The organism is Thermococcus sp. 9N3, from assembly GCF_012027685.1.
Lineage (GTDB): Archaea > Methanobacteriota_B > Thermococci > Thermococcales > Thermococcaceae > Thermococcus > Thermococcus nautili.
In genome coordinates this window covers 181,570-196,802 of sequence record NZ_SNUV01000002.1, presented here as the reverse complement: position 1 = coordinate 196,802, position 15,233 = coordinate 181,570, and the positions used below count along the sequence as shown (strand labels likewise).

The following is a 15,233-nucleotide window of genomic DNA, read 5'->3' as shown; positions in this document are numbered from 1 at the left end:
TGGTAGCATGAACGTCAGGAGCATCGAGAAGGCATCGAACGCCCTGGCCCAGTCGGTTCGTATAAAAACCTCCAGCAGGGAGTCCAGCAAAATCATAGACGAGCTGGCGGAGCAGATTAGCGGGCAGTTCCTTGAGAACAACATGGTGATTATCGAGAACATTGAGAAACTGTCTCAGGTCATGAAAGAGCTTGAGCGCTTTCAAGAGGAGTTCCTTCCCTTCTTCCAGCGCTTTGAGGTCTTTGCCAAGGAGTTCAACACCCTCGTCGAGAACCTTGAGTACGTGTCGAGGATAAGCGACTCGATAGCGAGCGTGGCGAAGCAGACCAACCTCGTTGCCCTGAACGCCTCGATAGAGGCCGCGAGAGCCGGGGAAGCGGGAAGGGGCTTCGCGGTTGTCGCCGATGAGATTCGAAAGATGGCCGTTCAAACGATGAACCTCGCCAAGGAGATAAAGGACTTCAACACCCGCGTCATGGGCCAGCTCGAGACGCTCCGCGACGCTTTAGCCGTAATGGACAGGATTAAGGAGGGTACCGAGATACTCGGCAGGGACATTGAAGCGATGGTTGAGATTAGCTCCGTCCTCGACGAGATTTCGCGCGAGCAGGAGGAGATAGTGAACGACATCAAGAGGCTCAAGGGAATAGCCTTAGCTTTGAGGAAGTTCGCCGACATGCAGGACAAGTACAACAAGGAGCTGGCTTCACTCCTCAGGATGATGGTCAGCGAGTACGCGAAGGAGCAGAAGGATGAGTTGTGAGGTGTTGGGAATGACGGAGAGGCTTTACTACTCCGACCCCTACCTTAGGGAGACCACCGCAAAGGTGGTTGAGGTTAAGGATTTGGGCAACGGCCTCGTTGAGGTTCTCCTTGACAGGACGATATTCTACCCTGAAGGCGGTGGCCAGCCCTCAGACAGGGGGCTTATAGAGGGCGACGGGTTCACGATAGAGGTCACCAAGGTTAAGGAGCGGGAGGAAATCTGGCATGAGGGCGTTATCGAGGGCAGGTTTCCTGAGAAGGGCGAGGAAGTTAAGCTGAAGCTTGACTGGGACTGGAGATACGAGAACATGAAGAACCACACCGGCCAGCATATCCTCTCGGCCGTTCTGAAGAAGCTCTACGACCTCGACACGACGGGCTTCCAGATTTTTGAGCACTACAACAAGATTGAGGTCAACGGCCCGCTCGACTGGGAGATGATTACCGAGGCCGAAATCGAGGCCAACAGGGTGATAGCGGAGGGAATTCCCGTAACGGTCGAGGAGTTCAAGTACCTTCCCGACGACATCGTCAAGACCCTCAGGAAGCACGTGAGCAAGGTAACGGACAGGGTCAGGATAGTGAGCATCGGCGACGTTGACAGGACTCCCTGCGGTGGAACCCACGTTAGGAACACCTCCGAGATAGGGTTCATCAAGGTTCTCCGCTTCTACAAGAAGTCCAAGAACCTCTGGAGAATAGAGTTCGTCGCCGGAAACAGGGCTTTAAGGACGCTCAACGAGCTCCTAGAAGACTACTGGAGCGCTCTGGATGAAATGCCAAACAAGAACAGGCCGCTCGTTGAGAGGGTCAGGGAACTGAAGGAGGAGATGGATTCCCTTGAGGAAAAGCTCGACGAGCTCAGGCACGAGCTCTGGCGCTGGAAGGGACTGGCCTTGATTGACAAGGCTGAGGAGATAGGTGATTACAACGTGGTTGCCCTCGTCGAGAAGTGGCCCATGAAGGACGCCCAGGCATTTGCAGTCAACTTTGTCGAGAACAATCCCGGTTCGATACTCCTCCTCGCGAGCGAGGATTACGTCCTCTTCGCCCGGAACGAGGAAGTTGAGGTTTCGATGAAGGAACTCCTTGCGAAGGTCATCGAGGAGCTCGGCGGCAAGGGCGGTGGAACCGACAACCTAGCCAGGGGAAGGGTTGAGGCGGAACCGGAAGACGTTCTCGACGTTGCAAAGGAAAAGCTGAGGGAGCTCATAGGCTCTCCCAGGGATTGATGAACCTCTCCTCCACTTCGCTTTTTATCAGCAGGAGGGCTATCGCTATCACCGTTATGGCCACTCCAACGGGCAGGACCATCCACCAGGCGCCGTTGTAGATGGCCCTCTGAGTTACCACCATCGCGAGCAGTTCTCCCCAGTTGAAGCCGAAGTTGACGTTGAAGAATCCGAGGATTGAGATTATGGCTATTACCTTGGCCGCCGTTAGTATGAGCTGGGAAACCGCGTAGGGTAGAACGGCCTTCAGAACGTGCCTTCTGAGAATCCAGAGCTCACTTCCACCAACGGCCTTTGAGGCGAGGATGTGTTCTTTTGAGAGTTCTGTCATGGTTATCGTTCTGACGTTCTGGCTGACCTTGCCGAAGAGGAGGAGCGACAGGGCAAAGACGAACGCACCGGTTGATATCTCTATGGTTCCATAGTAGCTGACGCTTCCGAGGATTGGAACGAGGAGAATCATCGCTGGAACAAGGGGGAGCATCGAGGAAACCTTTGCAAAGCCTTCCACTAGGGCTCCCAGCTTTCCTGAGAGGGCCCCGAACAAACCGGTTGCAGTGCCGAGGAGAACCGTTGTCAGGGCGGTCAGGAAAACTATCACAAGGGTCTGGGGTAGTCCGCCGAGGAATATAACCGCTATGTCCCTCCCGTCCGAGTCCGTTCCGAGGGGACCGTAAGTTCTTCCAACGACGCGGAGGGTTATTTTTGATGATGCGTTGACTCTAAAGGTGTATTTTCCTTTTACTGGAACCCACTCGTCTCCCTCCTTCCTGAAAAACAGAATCTTAAGACCCTCCCCCTTGACTATCATGTCCGAGATGTCGTCGTTGACTCCCATCTGCCTTGCGAGGTCAAAAACTGTGAAGAAAGCCTTTCCTGTGGACGTTATTCCCGTTATGGTACCGGAGTAGAGCGTTACTTTCTTCCCGTCCGGTGTCAGTACCGTTACCTCTACGAAGCCGGACCAGTTTGCTGGGGGTATTATTAGGATGTCCTGTGGTGGCTGGTCGTAGTGGAAGTTGTACACGTACTCTCCGGGCTTTTCCTCCCTGAGGTTTCCCGTCGGGGGGAGGCTTTTTCCAAAGAGGTTAACCCACTCCGGAGGGGCCATTCTGGGATTCTTCAGCCAGTAGGTTTTGTAGTTCCAGTTCTTGACGTCCTCCGCTGGAATCACGTGGGGTGAGATGAGTGCGAGGAGGACGTAGATTAGGAGAATCGCAAAGCCCGCCTTCATCTTCCTCATTGTCTTCTCACCCTCGGGTCAAGGTATACGTAGACTATCTCGGTCAGGAGCGAGTTGATGAAGTAAATCAACAGCATGGCAAAACCAACGACGAAGATGGCCTCTGGGTAGTAGACGAACTCAACGCCCTCCGGCGGCTTGTTGATTACCCTGAAGGAGTGCAGCAGGATGTATCCGAGGCCTGGAACGTCGAAGACGAGCTCTATGACGAGGACGCTCATGAAAACGTCCATGAAGTTGTAGGTTGTGTAGGTTAGAAAACTCGGAAAGACCACACGGAGGAGCTTTTTCATGATTCTGCCGTCAGGCAGGCCCCTTGCTATGTCGTAGGTTATGTGGTCGCTCTTCCTTTCACTCACGACGATGTTTCTCAGCGTGAAGGCGTACTCCCACGTTGCCGAGAGAATCATTGCGATAGCGGGCAGGGCGAAGCCGACGGTGTACTCACCCAGCCCTGGGGAACCGTCAGTTGAGGCGAGCTGGATTCTCATGGCGAAATCAGGAAGGACTGAAAACCTCCAGGCGAGCAGGAACACAACGGCGCCTATAAACCACACCGGGATTGCGGAGAAGAGCTGGGCCATGGTGGAAATCACGGAATCAAGGCGTCCGCCCCTGTAGCCTGCCCGCAGGCCGAGGTACGTTCCAACCGCGAGGATGCACAGTTCCACGAGGATTAGGATTACGATGGTGTTCTTGAGGTAATAGCCCATAGGGTGGCTGAATCCCTTGAGTCCTGCGCTCCCGAGGTCTTTAAAAACTGATAATGAGGTTTTGAAGTAGTACTCAAGGGTTCCCGTGAAAGTTGGCTTTATCCTGAGCACCTTATAGGTCCAGTACCATGCGTACTCCGTTTCGTTCATTCCCAGCTTTTCCATCTGGGCCTCAAAGTACTGCCTGTTCTCATGTATGACCTTGAGGTTCTGCGTAAAGACGTCCTGTATTTTGTACTGCGTTAACTTCCACTGGGCGGACGTCACGAGAATTAGGAACACGAGGACGGCAACGGTAAAAAACACGAAGTTTTTGACTATTACTTTTCCAACTTGTCTTCGCGCACCCACTTATTCCACCATGAGAAATACTCGCCATGAGTTTAAAAGTTTTGACATTTTTCTTTTTCAGGCCTCGTTCCCTTCCGTAAGAAATTGAAAAATTTCAAAGGGTTCCCCCGGAGTTTGTGAACTTTTTCTCGATTTCTCTCTTTGTCAAAGTTTGAACCGGTTTCTATCCAGCCCAAGCTTTTCCAGCACGACCTTCCACTGCTCCTCAGGTACCTCCGGCTTTTGGAGCTCTTTCTCCGCCCTCTCCCTGCTCATGAGGCCGTAGCGAACGAGGGCCGCTATTCGTCTGTGCTCGAAGCTGTGGCCGTGCTTCTCCCAGTAGAGTTGCAGAGCCGGCCCAAGAACGAGGCAGTTGGTGGTATAACCAGGAAGCTCCGGGAACTCGAAGGGAAGCTTTTCCAGGATTTCAAAGCGCTCTTCCTCGGTCATCATTGAGAGGAGCCTAATCTGAACGACTCCACCGCTCATGAGCCTGTATGGATGGTGGCCGAATGGAAGCTCGTGGCCCGTTATTATGTACCTGTAGCCGTTCCTGAGGGCGTACTTCCTCAGCTTCTCCATCGTCCTCTTCGAGCAGGCCCTGCACGGGCTCTGGCCCTTCAGGAGGGCGTTTCTGAATATGTCGGAGTAGTCGTAGCGTAAGACTTTGAAGGGAACTCCAAGATGCTCGGCTATTCGCTTCGCGTTCTCTATAGCTTCCTCGGCCATGAGCCCGTGGTCTATCATCACCGCTTCGAGCTCTGGGATTCTGTAGACTTCCTTGGCCAAATAGAGCGCCACCACGCTGTCCTTTCCGCCGGAGTAGGCAACCACGGCCCTGTCAACGTCCTTCATGAGTTCTTCGAGTTCCTTTCTGATTTTCTCCCTGTCGAGGGGGTGCTTTAGGTAAACCTGGCATTCACGGCATATCGGCTTTCCGTTTACGATGTCTATTCTCGACGTTCTCTCATCGTTGACGCAGAGTGAGCACTTCAGCATGGCGAGAGAAAAGAAAGGCCCTTTAAATCATTTTTTGAAGCGCGAGGCCAGTGAATTTTTCTTGGACTTTATGAGCTCGACTTTTTCCTCGGTCTTTTCAACGCCCTTCTTTCCCGCGAAGAGGAGCACGAGGGCAATCTGGTCCCTCAGCAGGATTCCCCCGTTGTTTCTAGCCACGAGCCACCCAAAGGCAAAGCCCGAGAGCAATCCTAGAAGCCATAGTTTAAGAATGAAAATTCCAACGGGGCCTCTGGACGTTGAAAGGGCGAAGAGGGCTTTGTAAGCCAGGGCTAGGGCCAGGATGAAAGTTCCTTCGAGGAGAAGTCCGAGCCTCGTGACCCTTGCAAGGGTTCCGAGGAGCCTTCCCCTTAGATTCTTCAGGATTTTTCCATCGTGGTGGCTGTAGACGAGGAGCTTAGATACGTTTGCTCCGCTCCTGAACGCTAGAAAAGCAAAGAGCATCGCCAAATAGTCCCAGCGGACCTTCCAGGCGCCGTAGAGGCCAACCCCAATCCAAATCGGCGTGAACAGCCTTTCAATGGCTTTCTTTTCGTTCTCTGGGAGCTCCACGCGGAGGACCCTCCGGACGAGCTTTCCGGTTATCCTCGTTATCAGCCGCGTTAGCGAAAGCCAGAGGTTTATCCCAATGAATACCAGCAGGATGAACAGGGAGAGAGCGTTTTGGACTCCCATGGGCGCCACCTACTGGGATTTACTGCTTATGTTTTAGACCTTTTGAGGAACCTCGCCTCGACGAACCTTCCGAGGTCTATGAAAGCGTAGGCTATCAGACCGAGGGAGAGGCCGAGGGGGACTATCTGCCACCAGTACGGAACGTACTTCGCTATTCCCGCCATCAGGGGCGTGCTCATTATGGTGCCCCAGTTGAACCCCGGAACGACGTTAAAGAACCCGAGGAGGGTTATGAAGGCTATTATCCCCGGTACTGAGATTGCGAAGAGGTAAACCACGTACGGAAGCAGAACCGGAAATATATGGAACCTCAGGATTTGGAGCGGGCTTGCTCCCATTGCCCTGCTCGACTCTATGTAATCCTTTCTCAGCTCTTCCTCGACTATGGAGCGGATTTCCCTCGAAGAGGTGCCTATGAAGACTATGGCGACTATGAGCGCCATCACGTAGGGGTTGACGTGTATTTCAAGGGTTCCGATTCCCACATCCAACTGGCCAATGAGAAAGACGAGGAGCACTGCCAGTGGCAGGGAGGGGGTTGAGGTTAAAATCTTGGAGGCCGCGTTTACTACGGAACCGAACTTCGTTGAAATGACGCTCAGGGAACCTACGGCAAAGGCGAGGAGCGCGAGAATGCCCGCGCCGAGTATTGAAATCATTATCGTTTCCCTCGCGCCGTAGGCGTAGCCGGTCCACACGTCCCTTCCGTAAACATCCGTTCCCAGCCGGCCGTAGCTTAACCCCAGGATTCTAACCTTTGGCTCGTCGTTGGATTCGAGCTTTCCGAAGGTGCCGGTTATTACGATTTTGTAGGTTCCCCTTAGCGGGACGAAGTGAAAGACGCAGTCCGTTCCTGGTTCGGCGAATACTGCCTTGAGCGGGTTGTGGAACAGGAGCTGGGGCCAGATTGGCTTTGGATTGCACTTTTCTTCTGCGATACGCATTATCGATGAACTAACGGTGCCTAGGTTGAGGGAATCGGGAACCATTCCGTTCCAGACGGGATACTCTTTTCCGCGCGGGTCAACGATTGATATCCTCAGGCTCTTGGTGAGGTTTGGGATGACCAAGATGTTCTGGGGAACGCTCTCGTAGTGAAAGTCGTAGTAGTACACGAAACTGCCGTTCTGGTAGGTCCCCTCAAGCCATTCCGTCTTGGGGAGCCCTGCTAGCTTACCGTACCACTCAGGGGGAACCCCGATGGGGTTGTACTTCCAGTAGGAGGCGTTGTTCCAGTTCTCGGCGTTTTTTTCGACAACCATGTGGGGCCCAATGATTGAGAATGCAACGAAGAATGCTATTATAAGAACCGAGAGCTTACGCATCCCGCCTCACCCTCGGGTCGAGCTTTAGGTACAGGCCTTCAAGGATTGAAGCGTTCACGAAGTACAGGGTGGACATTACAAGACTCGCAAAGAAGAGCATGCTCCCGTTTAGGGAGAAGATTAACCCTCGGACTCCCATCATAAATGTCCTGCCGATTCCTGGAACGTTGAAGAGAACCTCCACCGCCATGTCGTTCATCAGCAGGTTTAGGAAGCTGTAGCTTGTAAAGGTCAGGAAGCTCGGAAGTACAACGCGGAGGAGCTTGCGCTCTATCCTGCCGTCTGGGAGACCCTTCAGGACGTCGGTTATGACGTAGTCTTCCTCCCTTGCCCTGATGATTAGGTTCCTGACGGTCATTGCATAAACAGGAATGTTGACTAGAGTTAGGGTGAGAATCGGCAGGGCCAGGCCCTTCAGGTGGGTGAAAATGGTAACCCTGCCCTCAACGCTTGCCCTATGAATGTAGTCGAGGTAGCTCAGGGGGAGAACGCTAAGCTTCCACCAGAGAATCCAGAGGAGTGCAACTGCCCAGAACCAGCCTGGGATGGCGGAGAAAGAGGGCCCGAGGATTCTCAGGATTCTATCTGAGATTCCCTCCCGATAACCGGCTCTCAAGCCCCACAGGGCTCCGAAGATGAGAATCAACAGGAGCGAAACCGAAAGAATTGCCAGGGTCAGGAGAATTGACGTGCCCGGGGTTGTTCCAACTGTGGAAGTGAAGATGCTGTGTGGGGTTGGGATGTAGTATATGAGAGTTGAGTTGCCCCTGGTTATCGTTACTACCTTCTCATCTTCATTTTTGAAGACGTCGGCCGAAAACTGGAAGTACTCTTTTGTTTTGTTGACGAGGTTCGCGGGGTGCAGTGCACTTCCAATGGATTCCCCACGTAGAGTGGCTTCTGAGGAGGCTATGAGAGCCGACAGTATCATAACCACCGTTATAAATATGGCCAACTCTCTGAGGATAACTCCAATTATTCTGGTGGTCATCGGTTTAATTACACAAGAGATGAATAAAAAAGTTGCGGTCGCTACTCAAGTCTCGTCCTCTTCACAACCGGTGCGACTTCCCTCGCAACCCTCCTGACGCTGAAGAGCGTGAGCGCGTCCATTTTCTTGAGCTGGGCTAAAAGGCAACCGCTTATCCTGACGTCTATGTACTTCTTTGCCTCCATCGCCGTTTTGAGAAGCTCCCTCATGCTCTCGGCCCTCTCGAAATCGAGGCCCGCCCTCTTAAGTCGGTCCACGTTGAGCTCGTGAACCGTCAGCGGCTGTAGGTGCATCTCGTCTATTCCAAGGGAAGCTGCTAGCTCCGCTATCCTCGGTATGTCCTCGTCGTTTATCCCCGGCATGAAGATTGTTCTCACAACCGAGCGGACGTTTTTGTCCGAGCCAACTATCCTCAGCGCGTTGACGACTGCGTCGAACGTGTCGGCGTTCGTAATTTTGAGATGCTTTTCGCGCGTCGAGGCGTCGAGGCTTATCATGACGATGTCGAAGTCGAGCTTTTGCCAGAGCTCCTCGGTGAGGAGCGAGCCGTTGGTCTGGAGGTCGAGCCTCGCCTCCGGAAACCTCTCGCGGAGCATTCTGTTGACCTCTACTATTCGCTTGCTCAGCAGTGGCTCCCCGTACTGCGAAACGGTTATCGCCTTCGGGTTCTCCCAGCCGTAGTAGCCCGGTTTTGGCGCCTTTCCGAGCTTCACCGCGACGTTCGAGTAGCAGAAGATGCAGTCGTGATTGCACGCTGGAGTAAGCTCGTAGCTCGGGTGGTGAACGGGGTTTGGATTGCTCAAATCGAGGCCCTGGCAGTATCTGCAGTGGCTCGGGTAGAGCATCTCGTCAACGAACTTCTTTAGGAGCCTCGCCTCCTCGTTCTCAAGAATCTGGGGCTCGACGCCCATCTTCCTCGCAAACTCCTCCCAGCTGTACCTCATCCTCTCACCGGCCGGAGCGGATAAAAGGGACTTAAAAAGGTGATTGGTCAGAGAAGCCCCCTGAGCTGAACCCCGTCGAAGACCGGGCCGTCCCTGCATACGAGGTACTTTCCGAGGTTGCAGGAACCGCAGACACCGATTCCGCACTTCATGTAGCGCTCCGCTGAGACCTGGACGTTTCCGTAGTCCATGACCCTCAGAACGGCCTTGAGCATAGGTTCCGGACCGCAGGCGTAAACCCCGTCAAATTCGCCCTTCCTCTCTGCCAAAACGTCCGTCGGGAAGCCCCTTCTGCCGGCCGAGCCGTCGTCGGTCGTTATGGCGACCTCGTCCACGTAGTCCTCGATGTCGAGTAGCGCTAACTCTTCCTTCGAGCGGGCGCCGTAGATTAGGGTTATCCTCTCGAACTCATTTCTCCAGGCCCTCGCCAGCGCGTAGAGCGGTGGGATTCCGATTCCCCCGGCGACGAGCGCTGCTCTTTCCCACTTCTTCTCGAACCCCATACCGTAGGGCCCGCGAACCCAGAGCCTCTCGCCTTCGCTTAGCTCAAAGAGCTTCGAGGTGAAGGGCCCGACGCGTTTAACCAGGAGCAGGTCCTTCCACGCCAGACTGAAGGGCTTCTCGCCAACCCCCGGAAGCCAGACCATGACGAACTGCCCCGGTGTGAAGTCAAACCCCTTCGAGAGCCTGAAGGCCTTAACGTCCTTCGCGACCTCCCAAGTTTCCCTCAGCTCAACCACGCTGTACATCCAGACGAACCCCCTCCGGCTTTCCTACGATTTCGTCATCCTCCATAACGACCTTTCCGCGGAGAATCGTCATCACGACCTTTCCCCTCAGCTTCCTCCCCTCCCAGGGGCTCCATTTGGCCTTAGTGTAGAACTCCTCCGGTCTGACCGTCCACTCCCTTCTAAGGTCAACGACCGTAAAGGTGGCCTCGTTTCCGATGGCGAAGTTCCTACCTCTGATTCCGAAGACCTTAATCGGGTTGTCGTGCATTTTCTCAACGATGTCAAAGATATCTATAATCCCGCGGTTCACCGCATCGAGTAGGAGCGCAACCTCCGTCTCGAGCCCCGGAATCCCCGCCGCTCCCGCTTCCTTGTCCTCGAGCGTGTGTGGTGCGTGGTCGCTCGCTATTATGGGAATCCGCGAGAAGTTCTCCCAGAGCGCTTTAACGTGCTTCTCCGTCCTCAGAGGTGGGTAAACCTTGAGGAGCGGGTTCCTCTCGTAGTTCCTCCTCGTCAGGAACAGGTGGTGGGGCGTGACCTCGAAACTCACCCAGGGGAGGTTTTTTCGAAGTATCGCTTCAATTCCCCCATTCGTTGATACGTGGCAGATGTTGAGGGGCTTTTTGAGTCTCTCGGCGCTTTCAAGGGCTCGCTTTATGGCAACTTCCTCGACCTCCGGTGGCCTCTCGGGTTTTTCGTGGATTAGCTCCGCATCTTCCGCGTGGACGCTCAGAACGCCGGGTGAGCAGGCGTAGTCCCTCTCAAAGTCCTCCGAGTAGATTCCACCTGTGGAGGCGCCCATAAAGGCTTTGTAGAAATCTGCCCGGGCTTTTTTAGCCTCCCCGCAGTTGCTCCTTATCAAAAAGCTGAGGGCGTAGTCGGCGTAGGCCTCTCTCTGGAAAAGCTCAAGGCGCTTCTCAAAGGTCTTGGGGTCCATGACAGGTGGCTTCGTGTTGGGCATGTCAAAAACTGCCGTGATTCCCCCGTGGAGGGCCGCTTTCGTCCCACTTTTGACCGTTTCTTTGTCCTTCTGCTCGAAGTCTCTGAGGTGGACGTGGGTGTCCATGATGCCTGGAAGGATTAGATATCCGGATAAATCCAGCTCTTTTTCTCCACGAAGCTCTTGAACAGATATCTTTGATATTCTGCCGTTATCAATACCCACGCTGCCATCAAAGGATTCCCCTCTGAGAATGAACTTTCCCTTTAAGACGAGCTCGTGCATTGAAGCCCGCACGGGGTTTTTTCGGTCAGGGTTTTAAGATTTTTGATTGTGAAATCGGGAGGAGATACTTTTTCCGGCTTTCTATAGGAAGAGTATCTGGTTATTTTGTGTTTAACTAACTTGTACTACCGATTGCTTTCTCCTGGGAATGCTCGATATCGCATTGCCGTGTTCCTCCTTAGGCTTCTTTCCAATTTTGAATAGCGCCGTTGTCCTCTTGGTTGCATTCTAGTTCCTTTTACATTAACGTAACCCTTAAATAGGGCTCGGATGTATAGCTTCATGCCATTATACCCCGTATATGGCAACGTTGCCAAAAAGTGAAGGAGGCAGTGGAGTATGAATAGGAAAGCCCTAAGCCTGTTCGTTATGGGCTTGATGTTGTTTAGCGTTTTCTTGGTTGCCAAGCCAGCAAGCGCGCAGACGGTCCAGGGAGATAAGCTTAAAATCGTGTACCTTGCCGCCCAGGGCAGCCTCTTCATGGGTGTCTTCAACCCCAGTCCGAGTGGAATGAACGATGTCTACACCCACCGCATCTGGTACTTCCTCAATGACCCCATGATAATGATGGGCCCGGACGCCCAGAGGCACAACTACAGGTGCCAGCTCGTTGACGTCAAGTACAATGTTCAGGTTCCGGACGATGCTATAATCTGGAACGGAACCGAGAAGAAGTGGGTCAGCCCCTACGCGGGCAAGACCGCTACCAGCGCCGTCACCTGGAAGTGTGGCCTTGGAACCTGGGTTGACGGCCAGAAGATAACCCTCGCTGATTACCTCTTTGACTATGCCATGACCTGGGAGTGGGCCTACCAAGACGGCAAGGGTGACAAGTATTATGATGAGACTTGGAGCAATAACTGGAAGGGCACCCTTGCTAACATAATGGGTCTTAAGGTCAACAAGGTCACCGATGACTACATCGAGTACACCGTTTACCAGGACTACATCATACCTTACAGCAAGTGGGCTACTGCCATCAACTTTGGTGTCAAGCCGAGCGTTCCGTGGGAGCTCTACAACGTTATGAGTGAGATGGTTGCCCACGGCGTTAACGGTAAGGCATTCTCCTGGAGCGAGCAGCCCCAGAACGGATTCCAGATTGACATGATTGACCCCGACCAGATGAAGTACTTCAAGGCCGAAGCCCAGGCCATCCTCAACAGCGGAAAGCTCATCCCGGTCTGGCTTGAGACAGCCAAGGACGTCCTCCAGAAGTGGGGCATCAGCGAGGAGCAGGCTGGAATAACCACTGACCTCGCCAAGAAGGGCTATGAGAGCGTCATCAGCTGGGTTGACAAGTACAACAACGCCATCATTAGCGATGGTCCGTACTACGTTGAGAAGTACGACCCGAAGGCTATGACCGTCGTTCTCAAGATGGCCAACAACAAGAGGATTGGCTATCCTGATGAGATTAACGGCAAGAAGCTTCCGTGGGACCCGTACTGGAAGGAAATTGACATCTACGGTAGCCTTAACGACGACACCGCCATCCTCGCCGTTGCCAAGGGTGAGTACGACCTCTACTGGTACGCCAGGCCCTACAACAAGATAGCCAAGGCCCTCCAAGAGTACGGTGACAACCTCAACCCGATGAAGACCATCGCAGTCTGGTGGAGCCTTAACCTCAACCTCGTTGGCGACCCGCAGACCGGTCTCGTCAACTCGAGCGGCCAGACCAAGTTCAACCCGTTCGCGCTCCGCGAGGTCAGGTACGCTATGAACTGGCTCGTTAACAGGCAGTACATCGTCAGCCAGGTCCTCCAGGGAAGCGGTGCTCCGCTCTTTGGTCCTGAGGTCAGCGGTCAGGTTGACGCCTACAGCAACTACATGATGGTTGCCAAGGCCCTCGGCTTCACCCCGCAGGGTGACGAGGCCTACGCCATCAAGATGATTGACGAGGCCATGAACAAGGCCGCCCAGGCCCTCAAGGCCAAGGGCCACACCCTTGAGAAGAAGGATGGCGTCTGGTACTTTGACGGTCAGCCGGTTACCGTGAAGGTTATCGCCCGCGTTGAGGACGAGAGGCTTGACGAGGGCAAGTACATTGCTCAGATACTTCAGAAGGCCGGCTTCAAGGTTGACCTCCTCCAGTGGCAGAGGAGCCAGGCCAACAAGGTTGTTTACGGTCAGGACCCGACCACCCTCCAGTGGCATGTCTATACTGAGGGTTGGGTCGTCAGCGGAATCCAGGACGTTGCAAGCATAGCTTGGGATCCATGGGCTTTTGACATATACATTGACCCGAACTGGGGTACCGACTACCACAACCCGATGACACTTCAGGACCTCGTTAATGCCGTTGCCGGTGGTGACCTCAACAAGTTCATAAGCACTCTTAACCTTAAGTACTACAACACTCCGGATAAGCTCAAGCCGCTCCTTGACTGGACCGGCTACGACCTTGCTAACTTGCTCGCCTACGCCAAGTGGACTGGACCGAACAACGACACTGTCAAGCTCGAGAGCCTCGACCAGTTCTGGGACCTCTTCAAGTTTGCCTACGGTGTCCACTCACTCAACGCTCCGCGTGTCTACACCGCCGAGACCTGGAACTTCTTCCTCCTCAACAAGAAGATAAAGGTCGAGTTCGTTGACCCGATAAGCGGTGTTGGCAGCATACTCTCAGCCAGGTCCATTGAGCCCGCCCCGAAGGAGACCCCGACCACCACCCAGCAGACCACCAGCAGTGAGGAGAAGCAGACCACCAGCAGCCAGCCGACCAGCACTCCGACCAGCTCAACCAGCAAGGAGAGCAAGGGACTCTGCGGTCCGGCCTTCATCGTCGGCCTTGCCATAGTGCCGCTCCTCCTCAGGAGGAGGAAGTGATTTCCTTCCCCTCTTTTTCTTGTTCCTGCCTGATGAACACGGCTGTTCTTATGTTCAAAATGTGTACATTTGTGCTCGTTTTGGGGAAAACTATTTAAACTTTAACTAGCACGTAAAAGTTGACTTCATGGAGAGCCAGTAGTATCGTTGCTGGAGGGGATAGAATGGGGATGAGCTTTGGAAAGTACGTGGCGTACCGTTTGATAAACGCTGTGATAATCCTCTTCCTGGCGGTCCTATTGATGTCCGCCCTCTTCACGAAGCTCGCAACAATACAGCTGACTGCCCAGGTGAACGAGGAAGTGCAGATGTGGGTTAGGTCTTACACGCAGACCCACCACACCCAGCCTTCCCAGGAGCTCATTGAGCAGTACAAGCAGACCCGGATTAAGTACTACCACCTCGACCAGCCTTACTGGAAGAGAACGTGGGAATACGCGATAAATACGTTCACGTTCAATTGGGGACAGTCGTTCCAGAAGGTCTTTGGAACCACCGTTATAACAGACCAGATTAAAACGGCCCTTGGCAGGACGATACTCCTGTTTACGACTGCAGAAATCCTGGTTATCATCATAGGTCTTGCCCTTGGTATCAAGAGCGCTCGCAGTCCGGGAAGCCTGCTCGACAGAACCATATCCATTCTGGCAATGGTCACCACGAGCCTTCCGATGTGGTGGCTCGGAATGCTCATGATACTCGTCTTCGTCGTCTACCTCGGCTGGCTGCCGATAACGCTCTACTCACAGGTTCAGGTCTCCGGATGGGTTAACATTCTCAAGAAGATGAGCCTCCCGGTCGTTACAATAGTCATCAACCTCTTCGGTGGCTGGGCCTGGACGACCAGAAACATCATGATTGGAACCATGCAGGAAGACTTCATTATGGTTGCCAGGGCAAAGGGTGTTCCCGAGAGGAAGATTATCTACGGCCACGCCCTCAAGGCTGCCGCCCCGCCGATTATTACCATGGTCATCTTCGGTCTCATAGGCTCCCTCGGCGGTGCAATGATTACCGAGATAGTCTTCAACTGGCCGGGAATGGGACGTCTCTACTACGAGGCACTCCAGCTCAACGCCGTTAAGACGATGATGGCACTGAACTACATGTTCGCCATACTCACTGTTCTCTCGATGGTGCTCGCGGACATACTGTACGCGTACCTCGACCCGAGAATCAGAATCGGCGCCGCTGCCCGCTCGTGAGGTGG

General features: G+C 53.8%; 13 protein-coding genes. 4 read left to right on the top strand and 9 right to left on the bottom strand.

The features are described 5' to 3' along the window. Nucleotides 1-7: 7 nt before the first annotated feature. Both E3E30_RS08020 and E3E30_RS08015 read left to right on the top strand, forming a co-directional pair. Complete coding sequence (locus E3E30_RS08020; RefSeq protein ID WP_042691190.1) at nt 8-763, top strand: methyl-accepting chemotaxis protein; 756 nt, start codon at nt 8-10, stop codon at nt 761-763. Nucleotides 764-773: 10 nt separating this feature from the next. Then, nucleotides 774-1,997, top strand: coding sequence for a DHHA1 domain-containing protein (locus E3E30_RS08015; RefSeq protein WP_167729174.1), 1,224 nt, complete (start codon nt 774-776; stop codon nt 1,995-1,997). Here E3E30_RS08015 and E3E30_RS08010 read toward each other — a convergent pair. From E3E30_RS08010 to E3E30_RS07970, 9 genes are all read right to left on the bottom strand, one after another. After that, nucleotides 1,975-3,240 (bottom strand): ABC transporter permease subunit, encoded by a 1,266-nt coding sequence (locus E3E30_RS08010; RefSeq protein WP_167729173.1) that lies wholly within the window; start codon nt 3,238-3,240, stop codon nt 1,975-1,977. The two genes, E3E30_RS08015 and E3E30_RS08010, sit on opposite strands and share 23 nt — an antisense overlap. Beyond that, a complete protein-coding gene (locus E3E30_RS08005) occupies nt 3,237-4,304 on the bottom strand; it encodes an ABC transporter permease (protein WP_167729172.1) in 1,068 nt (355 codons plus the stop codon). The genes E3E30_RS08010 and E3E30_RS08005 overlap by 4 nt, the downstream gene beginning before the upstream one ends. A gap of 144 nt (nt 4,305-4,448) precedes the next feature. After that, nucleotides 4,449-5,282, bottom strand: a complete 834-nt coding sequence (locus tag E3E30_RS08000) for a 7-cyano-7-deazaguanine synthase (RefSeq protein ID WP_167729171.1) — start codon at nt 5,280-5,282, stop codon at nt 4,449-4,451. Between the two features lie 27 nt (nt 5,283-5,309). Further along, a complete protein-coding gene (locus tag E3E30_RS07995) occupies nt 5,310-5,975 on the bottom strand; it encodes a hypothetical protein (RefSeq protein ID WP_167729381.1) in 666 nt (221 codons plus the stop codon). A gap of 26 nt (nt 5,976-6,001) precedes the next feature. Continuing rightward, nucleotides 6,002-7,300, bottom strand: coding sequence for an ABC transporter permease subunit (locus E3E30_RS07990; RefSeq protein WP_167729170.1), 1,299 nt, complete (start codon nt 7,298-7,300; stop codon nt 6,002-6,004). After that, nucleotides 7,293-8,291: an ABC transporter permease gene (locus E3E30_RS07985; RefSeq protein ID WP_167729169.1), complete on the bottom strand. Its 999-nt coding sequence runs from the start codon at nt 8,289-8,291 to the stop codon at nt 7,293-7,295. Before E3E30_RS07985 ends, E3E30_RS07990 begins: the two co-directional genes overlap by 8 nt. A gap of 41 nt (nt 8,292-8,332) precedes the next feature. Beyond that, nucleotides 8,333-9,235 (bottom strand): radical SAM protein, encoded by a 903-nt coding sequence (locus E3E30_RS07980; protein WP_167729168.1) that lies wholly within the window; start codon nt 9,233-9,235, stop codon nt 8,333-8,335. 47 nt (nt 9,236-9,282) lie between these two features. Continuing rightward, a complete protein-coding gene (locus E3E30_RS07975; RefSeq protein ID WP_167729167.1) occupies nt 9,283-9,984 on the bottom strand; it encodes a dihydroorotate dehydrogenase electron transfer subunit in 702 nt (233 codons plus the stop codon). Then, on the bottom strand, nt 9,968-11,191 hold the full coding sequence (locus E3E30_RS07970; protein WP_167729380.1) for a dihydroorotase: 1,224 nt from the start codon (nt 11,189-11,191) through the stop codon (nt 9,968-9,970). Before E3E30_RS07970 ends, E3E30_RS07975 begins: the two co-directional genes overlap by 17 nt. A gap of 450 nt (nt 11,192-11,641) precedes the next feature. On the opposite strand from E3E30_RS07970, the gene E3E30_RS07965 reads away from it, so the two are divergent. Both E3E30_RS07965 and E3E30_RS07960 read left to right on the top strand, forming a co-directional pair. Further along, a complete protein-coding gene (locus E3E30_RS07965) occupies nt 11,642-14,023 on the top strand; it encodes an ABC transporter substrate-binding protein (RefSeq protein ID WP_167729166.1) in 2,382 nt (793 codons plus the stop codon). A 164-nt stretch (nt 14,024-14,187) separates the two neighbouring features. Then, complete coding sequence (locus E3E30_RS07960) at nt 14,188-15,228, top strand: ABC transporter permease (protein WP_346765911.1); 1,041 nt, start codon at nt 14,188-14,190, stop codon at nt 15,226-15,228. The last annotated feature ends 5 nt before the right edge of the window (nt 15,229-15,233 follow it).

Coding starts and splice junctions, on each gene's coding strand:
- E3E30_RS07975 (WP_167729167.1), bottom strand. CDS start 9,984: ATGTACAGCGTGGTTGAGCTGAGGGAAACTTGGGAGGTCGCGAAGGAC.
- E3E30_RS07985 (WP_167729169.1), bottom strand. CDS start 8,291: ATGACCACCAGAATAATTGGAGTTATCCTCAGAGAGTTGGCCATATTT.
- E3E30_RS08000 (WP_167729171.1), bottom strand. CDS start 5,282: ATGCTGAAGTGCTCACTCTGCGTCAACGATGAGAGAACGTCGAGAATA.
- E3E30_RS07995 (WP_167729381.1), bottom strand. CDS start 5,975: ATGGGAGTCCAAAACGCTCTCTCCCTGTTCATCCTGCTGGTATTCATT.
- E3E30_RS07960 (WP_346765911.1), top strand. CDS start 14,188: ATGGGGATGAGCTTTGGAAAGTACGTGGCGTACCGTTTGATAAACGCT.
- E3E30_RS08010 (WP_167729173.1), bottom strand. CDS start 3,240: ATGAGGAAGATGAAGGCGGGCTTTGCGATTCTCCTAATCTACGTCCTC.
- E3E30_RS08020 (WP_042691190.1), top strand. CDS start 8: ATGAACGTCAGGAGCATCGAGAAGGCATCGAACGCCCTGGCCCAGTCG.
- E3E30_RS07980 (WP_167729168.1), bottom strand. CDS start 9,235: ATGAGGTACAGCTGGGAGGAGTTTGCGAGGAAGATGGGCGTCGAGCCC.
- E3E30_RS07970 (WP_167729380.1), bottom strand. CDS start 11,191: ATGCACGAGCTCGTCTTAAAGGGAAAGTTCATTCTCAGAGGGGAATCC.
- E3E30_RS07990 (WP_167729170.1), bottom strand. CDS start 7,300: ATGCGTAAGCTCTCGGTTCTTATAATAGCATTCTTCGTTGCATTCTCA.
- E3E30_RS08015 (WP_167729174.1), top strand. CDS start 774: ATGACGGAGAGGCTTTACTACTCCGACCCCTACCTTAGGGAGACCACC.